This is a genomic window from Micromonospora rubida (assembly GCF_009908295.1).
Classification (GTDB): Bacteria; Actinomycetota; Actinomycetes; order Mycobacteriales; family Micromonosporaceae; genus Micromonospora; species Micromonospora rubida.
The window spans coordinates 739,825-757,921 of sequence record NZ_JAAALO010000004.1 but is presented as its reverse complement, the minus strand read 5'-3'; the positions used below and the strand labels follow the sequence as shown (position 1 = coordinate 757,921).

Here is an 18,097-nt window from a genome sequence, read left to right as displayed (position 1 = left end):
CCAGACCGGGCCCCGCCCACGCGGAAGGATCTCGACAACCGTGGCTGACGCACCGACCATCCGGATTCCCGACGACATCAAGCCCACCGACGGACGGTTCGGCTGCGGGCCGTCCAAGGTCCGTCCGGCGGCCGTCTCCGCCCTCGCCGACGCGGCGACCGGCTTCCTCGGCACCTCGCACCGGCAGAAGACCGTCCGGGACCAGGTCGCCCGGCTGCGGCGCGGCATCGCCGAGTTCTACTCCCTCCCCGAGGGCTACGAGGTGATCCTCGGCAACGGCGGCACCACGGCGTTCTGGGAGGTCGCGGCGTTCGGCCTGATCCGGGACCGGGCCCAGTTCGCCAGCTTCGGCGAGTTCGGCGCGAAGTTCGTCAAGTCGGTCAGCCAGGCGCCGTTCCTCGGCGAGCCGACCGTGCGCAAGTCGGAGCCGGGCAGCGCCCCGACGCTCGTGGCCGAGGCTGGGGTCGACGCGTACGGCCTTCCGCAGAACGAGACGTCGACCGGCGTCGCCGTGCCGATCAGCCGGGTGGCCGGTGCCGACGAGGGCTCGCTGCTGCTGGTCGACGCCACCTCCGCCGCCGGCGGCCTGGCGGTCGACGTGCGCGAGACCGACGTCTACTACTTCGCCCCGCAGAAGTGCTTCGCCTCCGACGGCGGCCTCTGGCTGGCCCTGATGTCGCCGGCCGCGCTGGAGCGGGCCACCGAGATCAAGGCCTCGGGCCGGTACATCCCGGCGTTCCTCGACCTGGTCACCGCGATCGACAACTCGCGGCTGGAGCAGACGTACAACACCCCGGCCCTGGCCACCATCTTCCTGGCCGCCGAGCAGACCGACTGGATGAACGAACAGGGCGGGCTGGACTGGGCCGCCAAGCGCACGGCCGAGAGCGCCGGCATCGTGTACGGCTGGGCCGAGCGCTCGGCCGTGGCGACCCCGTTCGTCACCGACCCGGCGCTGCGGTCCAACGTGGTCGCCACCGTCGACTTCGCCGACGGGGTGGACGCGGCGGCGATCGCCAAGGCGCTGCGGGCCAACGGGATCCTCGACACCGAGCCGTACCGGAAGCTGGGCCGCAACCAGCTTCGCATCGCGCTCTACCCGGCGGTCGAGCCGGCCGACGTGGAGGCGCTGACCGCCTCGATCGACTACGTCGTCGAGCGGCTCTAGGCATCGTCACACTGGGTGGTCTCCCGGCCGCTGGCGGCCACCCAGTGTGATCATCTTCGCAGCCCGTCCGCAACATGCGGGTGTCGGTTCCCCCACCTGGTGACGGATGGGCGTACCGTGGTCCGAGACGCCTGGGTGGCCGACTCGTGGCGTGCGGCCAGCGAAGCGGGACGGAGGCAACGCTCATGCGCCCAGTACGCTTCGTCGCCCTCTCCGAGGACGGCCAGGCTCTGGTGCTCGCCGACGAGGTCGGGCGGCTGCTCGCCCTGCCCATCGACGAGCGGATCGCCGGTGCCATGCACGCCGAGCCGGGTGCGCCCCCGCTCGCCGTGGTGACGAACGCCGCCGACCTGGTGCCGTCGCTGTCCCCCCGCGACATCCAAGCCAAGATCCGCTCCGGCGAGTCCGCCGAGGACGTGGCCCGCATCGCGGGAGTCCCGGTCGACCGGGTGCTGCGCTACGCCGGCCCCGTGCTCCAGGAGCGGGCGATGCTCGCCCAGCACGCCCGGCGCACCCGCCTCAAGGGCGCCGAGAAGCCGACCCCGCTGGCCGATGTGGTCAACGGCCGGCTGGCCCAACACGGGATCGACACCGAGAAGATCTCCTGGGACGCGTACCGCCGCGACGACGGCACCTGGCGGATCATCGCCACCTGGCCGTCGGGCAAGGCCACCGCGCAGGCGGTGTGGGACCTGGACAAGACCCGGCAGAACGTCACCCCGCACGACGACATGGCGCAATACCTCTGCGCCGAGCGCCCCACCCCGATCCTCGGGCAGGAGCCCGCGCCGGAGCGGGGCGGCCACGCGCTGCCCGGCCCTTCGCGCGCCGAGCCGGGCCGGGGCGGGCACGGGCTGCCTGCGGCTGCCGGCGAGCACGGCCGCCCGGGGCGGGACCCGATCCGCGCGGGGCGGGATGCCCTGCTCGCCTCACTGGACCGCCCACTCGGCTCGACGTCCGGGCGTGGCCTGGAGCCGCGCACGCCGGCGGCGCTGGCCGGGTCCGAGGCGCCCCGGCAGCGGCCGGTCGGCGGCGGGGCCGCGGCCCTGCTCGGCGGCGGCCAGGGCTCCGCGTTCGACGACGACTCGGACGCTCCGAAGGAGATCCCGGCCGTGCCGTCGCTGGCGGTGCTCCGGCCCCGCCGCACGGCCGCCGCGACCGCCGGCGGGAACGAGTCGACCGACGCCTCCGGCAAGCCCCGCAAGCGGCTGCCGAGCTGGGACGACGTCCTCTTCGGCAGCGGCCCAGCGGCCCGCGAGTCCTCCTGACCGACCCGTCCGCCGGGCGGCGTGCCCGCCACGCCCCCGGCGAACGGGTCGGCACTCGAAGTGCGCCCGTGGCAAGGTGGGTCGCATGGAGTACACGAATCTGGGACGTACCGGGCTGTCGGTGAGCCGGCTCTGCCTCGGCACCATGAACTTCGGGCCGCAGACCAGCGAGCCGGACAGCTTCGCCGTCATGGACCGGGCGCTGGAACATGGCATCAACTTCTTCGACACCGCCAACGTGTACGGGTGGCAGACCGGCGAGGGGATCACCGAGCAGATCATCGGCCGTTGGTTCGCCCAGGGCGGCGGCCGGCGGGACAAGGTCGTCCTGGCCACCAAGGTCTACGGCAAGATGGGCGAGTGGCCCAACGAGCAGGGCCTGAGCGCCCGGCACATCGTCCGGGCCTGCGAGGACTCGCTGCGCCGGCTCCAGACCGACGTCATCGACCTGTACCAGATGCACCACGTCTCCCGGGTCACCCCGTGGGAGGAGATCTGGCAGGCCATGGAGACCCTGGTCGCCCAGGGCAAGGTGGTCTACGTCGGATCGTCCAACTTCGCCGGTTGGCACATCGGGCAGGCTCAGGCGGCGGCCGAGCGGCGCAACTTCCTCGGCCTCGTCTCCGAGCAGTCGATCTACAACCTGCTGACCCGTCACGTCGAGTTGGAGGTGGTCCCGGCCGCCCAGCACTACGGCCTCGGCATCATCCCCTGGTCGCCGCTGCACGGCGGGCTGCTGTCCGGGGTGCTGCGCAAGATGGCCGAGGGCGGGGCCGCCCGGGGCACCAGCGGCCGGGCCGCCGAGGGCCTGGCGGAACACCGGCCGGCGATCGAGGCGTACGAGAAGTTCTGCGCGGAGCTCGGCCACGACCCGGCGGACGTGGCGCTCGGCTGGCTGCTCTCCCGGCCGGGGGTGACCGCTCCGATCATCGGCCCGCGCACCCTCGACCAGCTCGACCGGTCGCTGGGCGCGCTGGACGTGCGGCTCGACGAGGCGGCGCTGGCCCGGCTCGACGAGCTGTTCCCGCCGGTGGGCAAGGGCGGCCCGGGCCCGGAGGCGTGGGCCTGGTGACGGCGCCTCAGACGGGCCAGGCGGCCAGCCGGTCGTGCGTCGGCCGGGGGCCCCGGTGGCTGCGGACCAGCACGAGCTCGGCGGCCGGCCACCCCGGTCCCAGGTAGTCGTGCAGGGCCTCCCGGTCGGCGGCCACGTCGGCCCGGTCGATTCGGTCGCCGGGCCGGGCGATGGTCAGGTGCGGGCGGAACGGCTTCTCGTCGTACGGCAGCCGGCCCCGGCCCAGCCCGATCCGGACCAGCCGGGCCAGGACGCGAAGCGCCTCGACGTCGCCGCGCACGTCCACCCAGAGCACCGTGAGCCGGCCCTCGCCGAAGCTGCCCCCGCCGCCGAGCCGCAGCACCGGTGAGCCGGCCCGGCCGGCCCGGAACGTCTCGGCGGCGATCCCGAGGGCGCTCTCCGCATCGACCAGGCGGCCCGCGTCCACCTCGCCGAGGAAGGCGAGGGTGAGGTGCGCGTTCGCGGGGTCGGCGAGCCGGACGTCGGTGCCGGCCGCAGCCGCCCGGCCGACCCGCAGCCGGGTCACCTCGGCGGCCAGGTCGGCGACGGCCGCAGCCGGCGGGTAGACCGCGACGAACAGCCGCACCCGGGTACGCCGTTCAGCGGTGCCGCTGGCGGTGCGGGGCGCGGGCGGCGGGCAGGGTCAGCCCGGCGGCGTGCAGCGCCCCCTCGACCCGGACCCGCTCGATCTCCCGGTCGGCGCCGGCCAGCTCGCCCAGGTGCTCGGTGAGCCCCAGACACCGGCAGGCCGCCCGCAGGTGCTCGTCGTACGCGTCGAGAACGGCGGGGTGCCAGATCACCGCCCGGCCGACCTGGTTGACCCGGTGGTTGCCGAAGCGGCGCAGGTCGGCGGCGATCTCCTGGAGGGACCGGCGGTCGGCCCGGTCGAACTCGGTCAGGTCGATGCCCCGGGTGAGCGCGTCGGCCTCGACGGCCCGGTCCAGCCGGGCGACGGTCCGGCGTTCCCGGCGGCGTTCGCGCCACTCGGCGTGCCAGCAGACGACCCGGTCGATGATCTCGTCGGCGCAGAACAGCAGCGCGAAGGCGACCGGCAAACTCGCGACGGCGACGAACGCCAGGGCAAGGAGCATCGCGCGGCCTACCTCCACGCATCGACGCTAAGCCCCCGCGCGCCTGCCCGCCACCGGATTCTTGACATCCAGATACATCAATCTTTCACCCGCCTGTCGGGGCCCTTCCCCCGAGGGCCTCCGACAGGGGCCTTCCGTTACTCCGGGGAGACGACGTAGAAGCGGGGCATCGGGAGAATCCGCAGGCGAAGCCGGGCGCCCGAGCGGCGCAGCTGCCAGGCGAGCGCGATCAGGGCGGTGGCCAGCGAGATCAACCCGCCGATCCAGATGCTCGCCCCGGCGCCGAAGGTTTCGGCGACCCAGCCGATCAGCGGTGCCCCGACCGGGTTGGTGCCGAGGAAGACCAGCACCCACAGCGCCATCACCCGACCCCGGAACGCGGCGTCGGTGCCGAGCTGCACCCGCTGGTTGGCGGCCTGGGCGAAGAACACCATGAAGAACCCGGCGGGCAGCAGCAGCGTCACCACCATCCAGTACGCCGGCACGACCCCGACCAGGGTGCCGAAGACGGCACAGCCGATCGCCGCGCCGAGGACCACCCAGACCGACGGGCGGCTGCGCCGACCGGTGCCGGCCAGCGCCCCGACCAGCGCGCCGACGGCCAAAGCCGTGCTGAACAGGCCGAACGAGGCGGCGCCGGTCTTGAACACGGTCTTGGCCAGCGCGGCCAGGGTGAGCTGGAAGTTGAACAGGCTCATCCCGATCACCGACATCACCGCCATCGGCAGCAACAGGTCGGGGCGGTGGGCGACGTACCGCAGCCCGTCGACCACCCGGGCGGAGTTTCGCTCGCCGACCGGCGGCAGGGCCTCGCGGTACAGCTCGGCGGGGCGCATCCGGACCACGTTGGCCAGCGGGGCCAGCGAGCTGACCGCGGTGAACAGGAACACCGGGCCGACGTCGACGACGGCGATGGCCAGGCCGGCCACGGCCGGGCCGACGATCCGGGCGGAGTTGAACACGGCGGCGTTGAGCGACAGCGCGTTGGGCAGCAGGGAGGTGCCGACCAGTTCGGAGACGAACGCCTGCCGCACCGGGGTCTCCACCGCGTTCGCGACGCCGAGCAGGAGTGCGAAGACGAAGACGTGCCACAGTTCCACCAGACCGGTGAGCACCAGCAGGCTCATCCCGAACGCCAGCACCGTCCAGAACACGTTCGCGACGAACAGCAGCAGGCGCTTGTCGTACCGGTCGGCCAGCCGCCCGGAGATCAGGGTGAGCAGCAGCACCGGGGCGAACTGGAGCGCGGTGACGAAGCCGAGCGCGGTGGCGGAGTCGTCCGAGAGCTGAAGGACGAGCCAGTCCTGGGCTATGAACATCATCCAGACGCCGATCATTTTGATCAGCTGCCCGGACGCAAAGAGCCGGTAGTTACGGACCTGCAATGACTGGAACATCGTGCTCAGCTTCGCCTGCACCCGGTGTGCGCCTCCTCGGTCGTACGCGTCATCGACGGCGGACGGCGCGGCGCGGTGGCGCGGTCAGGCGCGGGCGAGCTGCTGAAGGATCTCGGCGGCCTGCCGAAGCGTCTCCCGGTCGGGCTCGGTGAGCTCGGCCAGCCGGCGGGCCAGCCACTCGTCGCGGACCCGCTCGAACTGGTCGAGCACGGCCTGTCCCCCCTCGGTCGCCGAGAGGATGACCTGCCGACCGTCGGTCGGATGGGGGGTACGCCGCACGAGGCCGCGCTCCTCCAACTTCGCGACGATCTTGGTCATCGTCGGCGGTTGCACCCGCTCGACGTCGGCCAGTTCCCGGGGCGTCAGCGCGCCCGCCAGCCTGAGGCTGGTGAGCGCGGAGAGCTGGGTAACCGTCAGGTCACCCACCGGGCGGGCCTGTCGGACCCGCCGGTTGAGCCGGGTGATCGCATCACGCAACTGGGGGGCCAGTTGCGCCGGTGGCACGCGCTTCGCCGTCACCGTCCGCTCCGTCACAATAGTTAGCCTAGCTAATGAACCCGGCTGGCGGCGTGCGATATGACCATGCTCACCAGGGAGTTCACGACCGAAAGGCCGGGGTACCCGAATAGGGCACCCCGGCCCGGCCGGCCACGGTGGGTCGTCAGAGCACGACGGACTCGATCGGCCCGCGCAGGAAGTACAGCACGAAGAGCACCGCCACCCCGTACAGCAGGGGGTGGATCTCCCGGGCCTTCCCCTTCGCCAGCTTGACCACGACGAAGGAGATGACGCCCGCGCCGATGCCGTTGGAGATCGAGTACGTAAACGGCATCATGGCGATGGTGAGAAACGCCGGGATGGCGATCTCGTAGTCGGTCCAGTCGATGGTCCGCACCGCGGTCATCATCAGGAAACCGACCACCACCAGCGCCGTGGACGCCGCCTCGAACGGCACCACCAGGGACAGCGGCGCGAGGAACATCGCGAGCAGGAACAGCACGCCGGTGACCAGGTTGGCCACGCCGGTCCGCGCGCCCTCCGCGACACCGGCGGCGCTCTCGACGTACGACGTGTTGCTGGAGACGCTCGCCGCGCCACCCGCCGCCGCCGCGATCGAGTCGACCAGCAGGATCTCCTTCGCCCGCGGCGGGGTGCCCCGCTCGTCGAGCATCTTGCCCTCCTGGCCGATCGCGACCATGGTGCCCATCGTGTCGAAGAAGTCCGTGATCAGCACCGTGAAGACGAACATCAGCGGGACCAGCCAGCCGACCCGGGTCCAGGAGTCCAGCACGTTGAAGTGGCCCAACAGCGACAGGTCAGGGAGGTCCACGACCTTCTTCGGCAGCTCCGGCACGTTCAGCGCCCAGCCGTGCGGGTTGGGCTTGCCGTCGACGAAGGACGGGCCGACGTTGGCCACGGCCTCCACGATGATCGCCAGCACGGTCGAGGCGAGGATGCCGATCAGGATCGCGCCCCGGACCCGGCGGACCACCAGCACGATCGTGATCAGCAGGCCCACCACGAAGACCAGCAGCGGCCAGCTGACGATCCTGCCGTTGATGCCGAGCCCGACCGGGACGGTGGTGTTCGCCGCGTCCGGAATTCGGCGGACGAAGCCGGCGTCGACCAGACCGATGATGGTCAGGAAGAGGCCGATACCGACGCCGATCGCGGTCTTGAGCTGGGTGGGCACCGCGCGGAACACCGCGGTACGCAGGCCGGTGAGCACCAGGATCGCGATGAGCACACCCTCGATCACCACCAGGCCCATCGCGTCGGCCCAGGTCATCTGTGGGGCGATCTCGTACGCGACCAGCGCGTTCACGCCCAGGCCCGCGGCCAGCGCGATCGGGAACCGGCCGACGACCCCCATCAGGATGGTCATCAGGCCGGCGACCAGCGCCGTCGCGGCGGCCAGCGCGGGGATGGACAGCTTCTTGCCGTCGCCGTCGACGGCGCCACCGAGGATCAGCGGGTTGAGCACCACGATGTAGGCCATCGTGAAGAAGGTCGCCAGACCACCTCGGACCTCACGGCTCAGCGTCGAGCCACGGGCGGTGATCTCAAAAAAGCGGTCGAAACCGTTACGGGGGTGGGCGGGATCGGGTGCATTGCCTTCGTGCGGCGGCGCAATGGCCATCTGGTCCTCGCAGGTGATCTTCCGTCTGTCGCGCGCATCGTCGCAGATCACCGGCCACCTGCAAAAGTTCGTCGCGTACGCTTGCCCCCGTGCGACAGGAGCAACCGCCGCGGCCCGAGCCGCTCGACCCACCGATGGTGCCGTTCGCGGTCGCCGGGCTGGCGGTCTGGGCGGTGGTCGGTCTGGTGCTGCTGATCTTCTTCCGGGGTTGGCTCACCGAGCATGGTCGCCAGGACTGGCTCTGGACCTGCCTGGCCGGGTTCCTCTGGGGCTTTCCCGGTCTTGCGGTGATGATGCGCCACGACGCCAACCGGCGTCGCCGCCGCGCCGCAGCTCAGACCGTCCGGCCTGGCGACGCCGACCGCTGACGCAGACCGGTCAGGGGCGGGCGTACGGCTACGCCGGCTCCGTCGAGCCCGGGGCCCAGCTCGCCGACACCGCCTCGCTCACGCTCACCGACCCCGCCTCGCTCACCGACATCGCCTCGACCGCGCTGTCGTCGTACACCGTGGGCAGCTCGTCGACCGGGGTGTCGGAGGTCTCGACGAGGGTCTCCGAGTGCGCGCCGCAGCCGTGGTCGGCGCTGACCACCCGCCCGTCGTCGGGCGCGTAGAAGTTGCCGCACGCGCCGAAGGACTGCCGCAGCGAGCCGGCCAGCGGCAGGTAGAAGCCGCAGGTGCCGCACCGGGCCGCCGCCGGGGCTGCCATGGAGATCGACGCGGCGGGCCCGTGGTCGCCGTCGTACCAGCGCTGGGCGGCCTCGGCGCGCCCTTCCCGGGAAAGCACCCGGGGCCGGCCGAGGCCGAGCTCCCAGGCGGTCTCCTCGACCGCGGGGTCGTCGGAGAGCACGTACCCGGGGGCGAGCCGCTCGTCGTCCGGCGAGGTGGGCAGCAGGTCGCCGGGGCCGAGGTCGCCCGGCTTGAGCCGCTCCTGCCAGGGCAGCCAGCCGGGGGCCAGCAGCGCGTCCGGGCCGGGCAGCAGGACCGTCTCGCAGATGGTGACGTTCCGACTGCGCGGCACCCGGGTCACCGTGACCGCCCACCGCCAGCCCCGGTAGCCGGACAGCCGGCACTCGAAGTAGTGGGTAACGAGCCGGTCGGCCTCGGCAACGGCCTGGAGGTGGTCACCGACGTCGGAGGGTTCCACCTCGGTGATTGCGTCGCGGGCCACCTCGACGGCGGCGGCGCAGACCTGGTCGAGGCGGGCGGCACGGGCGGAGACGGGCCTGGTCACTCAACCATTGTCCCCCATGCGCGGCGACGACCGACAGGCACTCCCCGGAGCGTGTTCTCCGGTGGTGGTCGCGCGGGGGTGGGGCGGATGGGCGAGGATGGTGCACATGCCGTTGTTCTCCCGCTCCGAGCGGTCCCTACTCGGGCGGACCGTCGGCACCGGCATCCGCGCCGTCCGCCTGCTGCTGCGCGGATCCGCGCGCGGCGGGCGCTGGATGACCCGCCGGGCCGGCTCGGCCCGGGCCAGGGGCGCCGGCGGCGAGGTCGGCATGGTGCGCCTGTTCGACCTGCACGCGGTCTCCTGTGCGGGGGACACCCTGATCGCGATCGGGCTCGCCGGCACGATCTTCTTCGAGGTACCGCTCGGCGAGGCGCGCAGCAAGGTGGCGCTGTACCTGCTGGTCACGATGGTGCCGTTCGCCATGCTCGCGCCGGTGGTCGGTCCGCTGCTGGACCACTTCCGGCACGGCCGGCGGTATGCGCTCGCCGCCACCATGCTCGGCCGGGCCTTCCTCGCCTGGATGATCTCCGACCACATGAACGGCTTCGGCCTCTACCCGGCGGCCTTCGGGGTGCTCGCGCTCTCCCGGGCGTACGGGGTGGCCCGTTCGGCGGCGGTGCCCCGGCTGCTGCCGGAGGGGCTCGGGCTGTCCCAGGTGGGCGCGCGGGCCAGCGTCTACGGCACCGTGGCCGGCGGGCTGGTCGCCCCGATCGGGCTGGCCGCGTTCTGGTTCGGCCCGCAGTGGCCGCTCCGGGTCGCCTCGGTGATCTTCCTGGTCGGCATGGTCGTCGCGCTGCGACTGCCACCCAGGGCAGACTCGGACCCGCCCGAGCGGGTTCCCCGCCCACTGCGGTCGCTCGGCCGGCGGTCCGCCGGGGACCGTCCGCTGGGGCGCGGCCGCCCGGCTGGTCGGCTCGTCATCGCCACCCTGGTCGGGGCGGCCCTGCCCCGCGCGGTGTACGGCTTCCTGCTGCTCTTCCTCGCGTTCGCGCTGAGGAAGGGCGACCTGACGACCGACTTCTTCGGCCGGAACCTGAGCCCGGAGGTGGCGCTCGGCCTGGTCGGCGGAGCGCTGGCGGTGGGCACTTTCCTGGCCACGGCGGTCGGCACCCGGCTGCGCATCCACCGGCCCACCGCGATCCAGTCCAGCAGCATGATCATCGTGGCCGGAACGGCCGTCCTGGCCACCATCCAGTTCTCGCTGCCGATGGTGGCGCTGCTCTGCCTGGTCGCCGCGCTGGCCAGCGGGGTGTCGAAGCTGGCGGTCGACGCCTCCATCCAGGAACGCATCCCGGAGCGGCTGCGGGCCAGCTCGTTCGCCCACTCCGAGACAGCGCTGATGCTGGCCTTCGTGGCCGGCGGCGGTCTCGGCCTGGTCCCGCTCGACGGGCGGCTCGGCATCGCCGTCGCCGCCGGGGTCGGCGTGCTCGCCGCCGCCCGGGGCGTGTACGTCGCCGGGAAGCTCCGCGACGAGCGGCTGGTCGGCCGCCCGCTCGGCGACGACGAGCTGAGCGAGGAGACCACCGCCGCCCCGCCGGGCGCAGACAACACGGCGGCAAACGTCGTCCCGCCCCCACCCGCCCGCTCCGCGCCCGCCCGCTCCGCGTCCGGCAACTCCGCGTCCGGCAACTCCGCCCCCGCCCGGTCCGCCCCCGACCAGTCCACGCCCAGCCGCTCCTCGGCCGACCGCTCCTCGGCCGACCCGGTCCGGGGTCCCGACGCCGATCCGGCCCTCGCCCCGCCCGGGTACCACGTCTACCGGCCCTCCTCCGCAGTCGCCGGCTCCGGCGGCCCGAACGGGGCCGACGACGACACCCGCCGCGAGCCCCGGGGCCCGGTGTCGTGACCGACCCCATCGCCGCGCGGACCACCCCCGGAGGGCTGCTCGTGGTGACCGCGGTGCCGGCCGAGGCCGAGGCGGTCCGCGCCGGCCTCCCGGCCCCCGCACCGGGCCATCCGGGCTCCGGCTCCGGCTCCGGGTCTGGCTCGGGCTCCGGGTCGGGCTCAGGGGCCGGCTCAGGGGCGCTGGCGACGCCGCCAGGTCACGCGGTCACCGTCGTACCGGTCGGGGTGGGACCCGCCGTCGCCGGGGCCGCCACCGCCCGGCTGCTCGCGCTCGCCGAGGCCGCCGGCCGCCCGTACCGGGCCGTGATCAGCGCGGGGATCGCCGGCGGCTTCGTCGGTCGGGTGGCGGTCGGCGACACGGTGCTCGCCAGCCGCAGCATCGCGGCGGACCTCGGCGCCGAGTCGCCGGAGGGCTTCATCCCGGTGGACGAGCTGGGCATGCCGCCCGAACTGCTCGGCGGCGGCAGCATCGTGCCCGCCGACCCGGAGCTGCTCGCCGCGTTGCGCGCCGCCCTGCCGTGGGCAACCGTGGGCGCGGTGCTCACCGTCAGCACGGTGACCGGCACCTCCGCCGGCACCGAGGCCCTGGCCGCCCGGCATCCGGACGCGGTGGCCGAGGCCATGGAGGGGTACGGGGTGGCCGTCGCCGCCGCCCAGGCCGGCCTGCCGTTCGCCGAGCTGCGCACCGTCTCCAACCCGATCGGCCCACGCGACCGGGCCTCCTGGCGGCTGCGTGAGGCGTTCGCCGCCCTCACGGCGGCCGCCGCCGCACTGACCTGAACCAGACGCTCAGACCGCCCGCCGGGACGGCGAGCAGTCGAGACGAAGCGCATAGGGCCGACTCGCCTCCAACCGGTACCCGCAGGCCAGCAGCAGATCGACGCCCCCGAAATCGGCAACGGCATGCGCAACGGTGATCCCCGCCCGGTCCATCTCCGCAGTCAGCGCCTCCACCAACCGGCGTCCGGTGCCGAGCTGGCGGCACGTCCCGACGACCAGGACGCCGTCCAGTACGATCTCCCGCTCGCCGGCGTCGATCAGGTCTCCGTACAGCAGACGCGGGTTGCGCTCGTGGGCCCGCAGTTCCCCGAGCAGCCGGCCGTCGGGCAGCTCGGCCAGGAACTGCCAGGACGTGGCGGGCAGCCCGTCGGCGACCCGGCGCACGGTCACCTCGTGGCGAATCCGCTCACCCCACCGGCGGAGGTCCCGGTACTGCCGGTTGAGCTCGTACGTCGCCGCCGGCACCGGGCGCGGCCACCGCTCCGGCGGCAGCTTCCACCACTCCGCCCACCAGGCACCCGGCCAGTCCTTGGGGTCGCGCACCTTCCAGACATCCAGGTGCGCCGGATACCGTCGCCCCGCCTCGTCCCGCATCCCGTCGTGCGGCACCCACGGCACGGGCACCACCTCGGGCGGCCGGTCACCGGGCCGCCCGACCAGCAGCCAGCCTCCCGCCGCCCGCACCAGACGCTCCACCGTACGTAGCCTCGGATCGGCCGCGTCCCCCGACTCGATCCGGGCGATCGTGCTCTTCGGCACGCCGGCCCTGGCCGACAGCTCCCGCTGGCTCAGGTCGGCCTGTCGGCGCAGGGCCCGAAGCACGGCCGCGACGTCCACCGACTGTTCGTCGACTACCGCCTGTTCGCCGACCTCGGTCGGCCTGCAGTCCCGCCCGGCGGTACCTGTTGAGTTCTCCACCCCTGTTGAATCCTCCACGCATCGATGGTCGGCGACGTCGGTCGGGCCATCAACACCCGGCCGAGACCTGTGGACAAACCTGTGGATAGCCTCTCCCCGGCGGTGGACGACGGGTTCCATCCGGTCCCTTTGGAGCTGCCCCGTCTATGCGCCCACCGGCCGAACCCGGCCGACCACCTGCCTCCCAGACCATTACAGCCGTCCGGCACAGAACGGCGGACCGACAACAGACGGGGCGGAAGTCGGACGGCCAGCGGCAGCCGGCAGGCGGCAGGCGGCAGACGTGGCGGGACGACGGACGGCGAGCCTCACCCGACTCGTTCTCGGCCAATAGATCGGCATACTTCGATTGCCCCGTTCATGCGGGCAGCTCCAAAGGCGGCGTAGGGCAACCCCGTAACCCACGCGCCACGCCGGACGCGGCTGGCTCGTGACGCCTATACCGACCGATGCGCCACGCCCCACCGGCTGACACACCACGCTCACGACCGACTTGCCATGCCTCACCGCTCTATGCCCACACCCGCACCCACAACGCCCGCCCGAATGAGCGCGCCTGGACAGGCAAGGCCGCGCCCTGCGGGGCGGGGCCACAACGGCCAGGGCGGGGCCACGGCGGGAGGGGCCGGGCCGGCCGGGGCGGGGGCGGCGTCACGGCGGGCGGGGCGGGTCACAGCGGGCGGACCGGGGCGGACCGGGGCGGGAGGGGCGGGGATACGGTGGGGGCGTGGCGCTCTCCCTGGCGATCTCGCCCTGTCCCAACGACACGTTCGTCTTCGACGCCCTGGTGCACGGCCGGGTGCCCGGCGCCCCGCCGGTAGAGGTGACGTACGCCGACGTGGACGTGACCAACACCGCCGCCGAGCGGGGGGCGTTCGACCTGGTGAAGGTGAGCTACGCGGCGTTGCCCTGGCTGCTGGACGACTACCACCTGTTGCCCTGCGGCGGCGCGCTCGGCCGGGGCTGCGGCCCGCTGGTGCTGACCCGGGGCGACCAGGGCGACCCGGCTGAGCGGGGGCACCAGGGCGAGCGGGCCGGCCGGTCGGACCGTGCCGATCTGACGGGCGCGACGGTCGCGGTGCCCGGGGACCGGACCACGGCGTACCTGCTGTTCCGGCTCTGGTCGGCCGACCGGCCGCCCGCGCGCATCGAGGTGGTCCCGTTCCACGAGATCATGCCGGGGGTGGCTGCCGGGCGGTACGACGCCGGGCTGGTGATCCACGAGGCGCGGTTCACGTACCCCCGGCACGGGCTGACCGCCCTGGTCGACCTCGGCGAGTGGTGGGAGGGCGACACCGGGCTGCCGATCCCGCTCGGCGCGATCCTGGCGCGTAAGGGCGCGGTCGACCCGGCCGAGGCGGCCGGGTGGATCCGCGAGTCGGTCCGCCAGGCATGGGCCGACCCGGAGGCCAGCCGGGAGTACGTGCTCGCGCACGCCCAGGAGATGGAGCCCGACGTGGTGGACCGGCACATCGCCCTCTACGTCAACGAGTTCACCGCGGACCTGGGGAAAGCGGGGTTCGCCGCCGTGGAGGCGCTGCTGGGCCGGGCCACCGACGCCGGGCTCGTACCTCAGACCTCCAGCCCTCAGACCTCGAGCTCGCGCGCCACCGCGTGGACGAGCTGAGCGATCTTCTGCGCGGCCTTCCGGTCCGGGTAGCGGCCCCGCCGCAGGTCCGGCTGGACCTTCGCCTCCAGCACCTTGATCATGTCCTCGACGAGGCCGTGCAGTTCCTCCGCCGGCCGGCGGCGCAGCTCCGCCATCGAGGGTGGGGCGTCGAGCAGCTTGACCCCCATCGCCTGGGCACCCCGGCGGCTGTCCACCACGCTGAAGTCGACCCGTTGACCACCCGTGAGCTCGGTGACGCCCGTCGGTAGCGCGCCCTTGGGCAGGAACACGTCGCCACCCTCGTCGCTGGTGACGAACCCGTATCCCTTGGCCGCGTCATACCACTTCACTCGACCCGTCGGCACCTGAGAACCCCTGCTTCACTTGAGACGTCTACTGCCCCAAGGCTAGCCGGATCATGCGGTCGAGCGCCGCTGGGAATCCGGTGAGATCGTCCAGCACGAGGTGGGCCCCGGCGGAGCGCAGTTCCTCGGCCGAGCAGGGGCCGGTGGCCACCGCGATCCCCGGGACCCCGGCCGCCCCGGCTGCGGCCATGTCGGCCACGTGGTCGCCGACGTACAGGGTCGCGCCGTGCTCACGCAACGCCGTCGCCTTCTCCTCGGCGAACAGGTCACCGGCCAACTCGTCCACGGTCAGCCCCAGGTGGTCCAGGTGCAGCCGGGCCAGCCGGCCCATCTTGGCGGTGACCACCAGCGCCCGGCCGCCGTGGGCGTGCACGGCCCCGATGGCCGCGATCGCGCCGGGCATCGGCAGGGTCGGGGTGATCGCGTACGCCGGGTAGAGCTCCCGGTACGCCTCGACGGCCGACTCGACCTGCTCGGCGGGAAACCAGCGGGCGATCTCCACCCGCAGCGGCGGGCCCAGCCGGGACACCGCCACGTCGGCGTCCACGGGCACGCCGGTGCGCGCGGTGAGCGCCCGGAACGCCGCGGCGATACCGGGACGCGAGTCGACCAGGGTCATGTCGAGGTCGAAACCGACCGTCAGCGGGGGCATTCCGAGAACGTACCCGCCCATCACCGGCCGAGCCGGACGTCCGGGGGGCGCGCGGGCCCCGAACCGGGCTAGCGTGGAACGACGATGACCATCTCACTCGCCGACCACCTACGGACTCTGCCCGACGAGTCCCTGGCCGCCCTGCTCCAGCTCCGGCCGGACCTCGTCGTGCCCGTGCCGGCCGACGTCTCCGCGCTCGCGATCCGGGCCCAGTCCCGGGTCTCGGTGGCCCGGGCCCTGGACGGGCTGGACCAGTTCACCCTCCAGGTCCTCGACGCTGCCCGGCTGACCCGGGACCCGGACGACGACACCACCGCCACGGAGGCGGTCCTGGCCATGGCCACCGCCGGCCCCCACCCACCGGCCTCCGCCACCATCCGTGGCGCGGTGAACAGGCTGCGCGCGCTCTTCCTGCTGTACGGCCCCGAGGACGCGCTGCGCGTGGTGGGCGGCGTGGACGAGGTCTCGCCGTACCCGGCAGGGCTGGGCCGGCCGGCGGCGGAGCTGGACCCGCGCGCGGCCGCCCTCTGCGCGGACCCGGCGAAGCTGCGCCGCACGCTGCTGGCCGCGCCGCCGTCGGCCCGGGCGATCCTGGACCGGCTGGCCGCCGGGCCGCCGGTGGGCAGCGTGCCCCCGGGCGCGCTCCAGGCCCCGCCGATCGGCGCCGAGGACAGCGTCCCGCCGGACCAGACGAACGGCGGAGCGCCGACCGGCTCACCGGTGCGCTGGCTGGTGGACAACCGGCTGCTGGTGCTGGCCTCCGCCGGCACCGTGGAGCTGCCCCGCGAGGTCGGCCTGCTGCTGCGCCGGGACTGCGGCCCGCTCGGCCCGCTGCGCACCAGCCCGCCGACGGCGGCCGCCACCCCGCGCGAGGCGAAGGCCGTCGACTCGGCCGGGGCCGGGCAGACCATGGAGGTGGTACGGCACACCGAGGCGCTGCTGGAACTGCTGTCCGCCGAGCCGGCGCCGGTGCTGCGCTCGGGCGGGGTCGGGGTGCGTGACCTGCGCCGGCTGGCCAAGACCCTCGGCGTGGACGACCCGACCGCCGCCCTGCTGCTGGAGGTGGCGTACGCGGCCGGGCTGGCCGGCGAGCTGGAGCTGACCGGTGCGGCCACCGCCCGGTACGGCGCGGACCAGCAGGTCATGCCCACCGGCGGGTACGAGGTGTGGCGGGCCATGTCGCTGGCCCAGCGCTGGGTGCAGCTGGCCCGGGCGTGGCTGGTGATGACCCGGCAGGCCAGCCTCGCCGGGCAGCGGGACGACCGGGACCGGCCGATCTCCGTGCTGTCGGCCGAGGCGGAACGGGCCGGTGCGCCCGCCGCCCGCCGGGCCGTGCTGTCGGTGCTGGCCGACCTGGAGCCGGCCACCGCCCCGACGCCCGATGAGGTGCTGGGGATGCTCGAGTGGCGGGCGCCCCGGCGCAGCCGGGGCCGGGAGGCCGCGCACCGGGAGGTGCTGGCGGAGGCCGCGCGGCTCGGGGTGACCGGGCTGGGGGCGCTCACCTCGTACGGGCGGCTGCTGCTGGCCGACCTGACCGACGCCGACGAGCGGGGCTCGGACGACCCGCTCGGGCTGCACGCGGACGTGGAGAGCGGCACCGCGTCGACCGCCGTGCGGGCGCTGGACGCCCTGCTCCCCGCCCCGGTCGACCACTTCCTGGTGCAGGCTGACCTGACCGTGGTGGTGCCCGGCCCGCCCGATCCGGCGCTGGCCGGGGAGCTGGAGGTGGTGGCCGAGCACGAGTCGGCGGGCGGGGCGAGCGTGCACCGGGTCACCACGGCGAGCGTGCGCCGGGCCCTGGACGCCGGGTACTCGGCCGACGACCTGCACGCCCTGTTCCGTCGCCGTTCCCGCACCCCGGTCCCGCAGGGGCTGACCTATCTGGTGGACGACGTGGCCCGCAAGCACGGCGGGCTGCGGGTCGGCTCCGCCGGTGGATACGTGCGCAGCGACGACGAGGCGCTGCTCGCCGAGGTGCTGGCCGACCGGCGGCTGGAGCCGCTGGCGTTCCGCCGGCTGGCCCCGACGGTGCTGTCCACCCCGTACCAGGTCAACCGGATGCTGATGGCGTTGCGCGACGCCGGGTACGCCCCGGTGCCGGAGGACGCCTCCGGCGCGGCGGTGCTGGCCCGGCCGAAGTCCCGGCGGGCCCCCGGGCGGGCGCCGGTCGGCCGGACGCTCGACCCGCTGGCGTCCCCGAAGCTGGCCATGCCACGGCTGCTCGGGGTGGTGGAGCAGATCCGCCGGGGCGAGGCGGCGGCGCGGGCGGCCCGGCGGGCCCCGGCGGTGGTGCGCGGCGGTGCGGCCGGTTCGGGCCCGGCACCGGCGCACGGCCACAGCGACGCGCTCGCCGTGCTCCAGCAGGCGGTCCGGGACAAGGCGCTGGTCTGGGTGGGGTACGTCGACACGCACGGGGCGACCACGTCCCGGCTGCTCCGGCCGGTGTCGATCGGGGCGGGCTACCTGCGGGCCGAGGACGAGCGGACGGAGATGCTGCACACCTTCGCGCTGCACCGGATCACCGCGGCGGTCCTGGAGAGCTGACGCGTGCCGGCGCCC

The 18,097-nt window shown here is 74.0% G+C and carries 17 protein-coding genes; 8 read left to right on the top strand and 9 right to left on the bottom strand.

All coding sequences use genetic code 11. From position 1 onward, the window contains the following. Window positions 1-40 precede the first annotated feature (40 nt). The 3 genes from serC to GVV04_RS18020 all read left to right on the top strand — a co-directional run bounded on the left by serC (window position 41) and on the right by GVV04_RS18020 (window position 3,508). Entirely contained in the window at window positions 41-1,168 is a 1,128-nt protein-coding gene (gene serC, locus GVV04_RS18030; RefSeq protein ID WP_161689166.1) for a phosphoserine transaminase, read from the top strand. Window positions 1,169-1,353: 185 nt separating this feature from the next. Further along, window positions 1,354-2,436, top strand: coding sequence for a septation protein SepH (gene sepH / locus GVV04_RS18025; RefSeq protein WP_161689165.1), 1,083 nt, complete (start codon window positions 1,354-1,356; stop codon window positions 2,434-2,436). Window positions 2,437-2,521: 85 nt separating this feature from the next. Continuing rightward, window positions 2,522-3,508 (top strand): aldo/keto reductase, encoded by a 987-nt coding sequence (locus GVV04_RS18020; RefSeq protein WP_161689164.1) that lies wholly within the window; start codon window positions 2,522-2,524, stop codon window positions 3,506-3,508. Window positions 3,509-3,515: 7 nt separating this feature from the next. Here the strand turns inward: GVV04_RS18020 and thpR are convergent, their stop codons facing one another. The 5 genes from thpR to GVV04_RS17995 form a co-directional block, all read right to left on the bottom strand. Further along, on the bottom strand, window positions 3,516-4,094 hold the full coding sequence (gene thpR / locus GVV04_RS18015) for an RNA 2',3'-cyclic phosphodiesterase (protein ID WP_161689163.1): 579 nt from the start codon (window positions 4,092-4,094) through the stop codon (window positions 3,516-3,518). Between the two features lie 13 nt (window positions 4,095-4,107). Then, entirely contained in the window at window positions 4,108-4,617 is a 510-nt protein-coding gene (locus GVV04_RS18010) for a hypothetical protein (RefSeq protein WP_161689162.1), read from the bottom strand. A gap of 119 nt (window positions 4,618-4,736) precedes the next feature. Then, window positions 4,737-6,017: an MFS transporter gene (locus GVV04_RS18005; RefSeq protein WP_161689161.1), complete on the bottom strand. Its 1,281-nt coding sequence runs from the start codon at window positions 6,015-6,017 to the stop codon at window positions 4,737-4,739. A gap of 63 nt (window positions 6,018-6,080) precedes the next feature. Beyond that, window positions 6,081-6,530, bottom strand: a complete 450-nt coding sequence (locus GVV04_RS18000) for a MarR family winged helix-turn-helix transcriptional regulator (protein WP_328822436.1) — start codon at window positions 6,528-6,530, stop codon at window positions 6,081-6,083. A gap of 127 nt (window positions 6,531-6,657) precedes the next feature. After that, entirely contained in the window at window positions 6,658-8,136 is a 1,479-nt protein-coding gene (locus GVV04_RS17995) for an NCS2 family permease (RefSeq protein ID WP_161689160.1), read from the bottom strand. 89 nt (window positions 8,137-8,225) lie between these two features. On the opposite strand from GVV04_RS17995, the gene GVV04_RS17990 reads away from it, so the two are divergent. Beyond that, a complete protein-coding gene (locus GVV04_RS17990; RefSeq protein WP_161689159.1) occupies window positions 8,226-8,504 on the top strand; it encodes a DUF2530 domain-containing protein in 279 nt (92 codons plus the stop codon). Between the two features lie 28 nt (window positions 8,505-8,532). Here GVV04_RS17990 and GVV04_RS17985 read toward each other — a convergent pair whose 3' ends face one another. Next, on the bottom strand, window positions 8,533-9,369 hold the full coding sequence (locus GVV04_RS17985; protein ID WP_161689158.1) for a DUF3027 domain-containing protein: 837 nt from the start codon (window positions 9,367-9,369) through the stop codon (window positions 8,533-8,535). Between the two features lie 106 nt (window positions 9,370-9,475). On the opposite strand from GVV04_RS17985, the gene GVV04_RS17980 reads away from it, so the two are divergent. Continuing rightward, the gene (locus GVV04_RS17980) at window positions 9,476-11,215 is read left to right on the top strand and encodes an MFS transporter (protein WP_161689157.1); all 1,740 of its coding nucleotides are present in this window, start codon (window positions 9,476-9,478) and stop codon (window positions 11,213-11,215) included. Then, on the top strand, window positions 11,212-11,994 hold the full coding sequence (locus GVV04_RS17975; protein ID WP_328822435.1) for a futalosine hydrolase: 783 nt from the start codon (window positions 11,212-11,214) through the stop codon (window positions 11,992-11,994). Before GVV04_RS17980 ends, GVV04_RS17975 begins: the two co-directional genes overlap by 4 nt. 9 nt (window positions 11,995-12,003) lie before the next feature. On the opposite strand, the gene GVV04_RS17970 is transcribed toward GVV04_RS17975, so the two are convergent. Next, on the bottom strand, window positions 12,004-12,930 hold the full coding sequence (locus GVV04_RS17970; RefSeq protein ID WP_328822434.1) for a helix-turn-helix domain-containing protein: 927 nt from the start codon (window positions 12,928-12,930) through the stop codon (window positions 12,004-12,006). A gap of 709 nt (window positions 12,931-13,639) precedes the next feature. Here GVV04_RS17970 and GVV04_RS17965 point away from each other — a divergent pair. Further along, window positions 13,640-14,539 carry a 1,4-dihydroxy-6-naphthoate synthase gene (locus GVV04_RS17965; protein ID WP_161689155.1) on the top strand — a complete coding sequence of 300 codons (900 nt, stop codon included), beginning with the start codon at window positions 13,640-13,642 and terminating at the stop codon, window positions 14,537-14,539. Here the strand turns inward: GVV04_RS17965 and GVV04_RS17960 are convergent. Further along, window positions 14,500-14,886, bottom strand: coding sequence for a cold-shock protein (locus GVV04_RS17960; protein ID WP_161689154.1), 387 nt, complete (start codon window positions 14,884-14,886; stop codon window positions 14,500-14,502). The two genes, GVV04_RS17965 and GVV04_RS17960, sit on opposite strands and share 40 nt — an antisense overlap. Before the next feature lie 28 nt (window positions 14,887-14,914). Continuing rightward, window positions 14,915-15,538, bottom strand: coding sequence for an HAD family hydrolase (locus GVV04_RS17955; protein WP_161689153.1), 624 nt, complete (start codon window positions 15,536-15,538; stop codon window positions 14,915-14,917). 84 nt (window positions 15,539-15,622) lie between these two features. On the opposite strand from GVV04_RS17955, the gene GVV04_RS17950 reads away from it, so the two are divergent. After that, window positions 15,623-18,082 (top strand): helicase-associated domain-containing protein, encoded by a 2,460-nt coding sequence (locus GVV04_RS17950; protein ID WP_161689152.1) that lies wholly within the window; start codon window positions 15,623-15,625, stop codon window positions 18,080-18,082. The last annotated feature ends 15 nt before the right edge of the window (window positions 18,083-18,097 follow it).

What these genes read in the sequence shown, in the direction of transcription:
- sepH (WP_161689165.1), top strand. Translation starts at nt 1,354, where the DNA reads ATGCGCCCAGTACGCTTCGTCGCCCTCTCCGAGGACGGCCAGGCTCTG.
- GVV04_RS17995 (WP_161689160.1), bottom strand. Translation starts at nt 8,136, where the DNA reads ATGGCCATTGCGCCGCCGCACGAAGGCAATGCACCCGATCCCGCCCAC.
- GVV04_RS17980 (WP_161689157.1), top strand. Translation starts at nt 9,476, where the DNA reads ATGCCGTTGTTCTCCCGCTCCGAGCGGTCCCTACTCGGGCGGACCGTC.
- GVV04_RS17950 (WP_161689152.1), top strand. Translation starts at nt 15,623, where the DNA reads ATGACCATCTCACTCGCCGACCACCTACGGACTCTGCCCGACGAGTCC.
- GVV04_RS17955 (WP_161689153.1), bottom strand. Translation starts at nt 15,538, where the DNA reads ATGCCCCCGCTGACGGTCGGTTTCGACCTCGACATGACCCTGGTCGAC.
- GVV04_RS18020 (WP_161689164.1), top strand. Translation starts at nt 2,522, where the DNA reads ATGGAGTACACGAATCTGGGACGTACCGGGCTGTCGGTGAGCCGGCTC.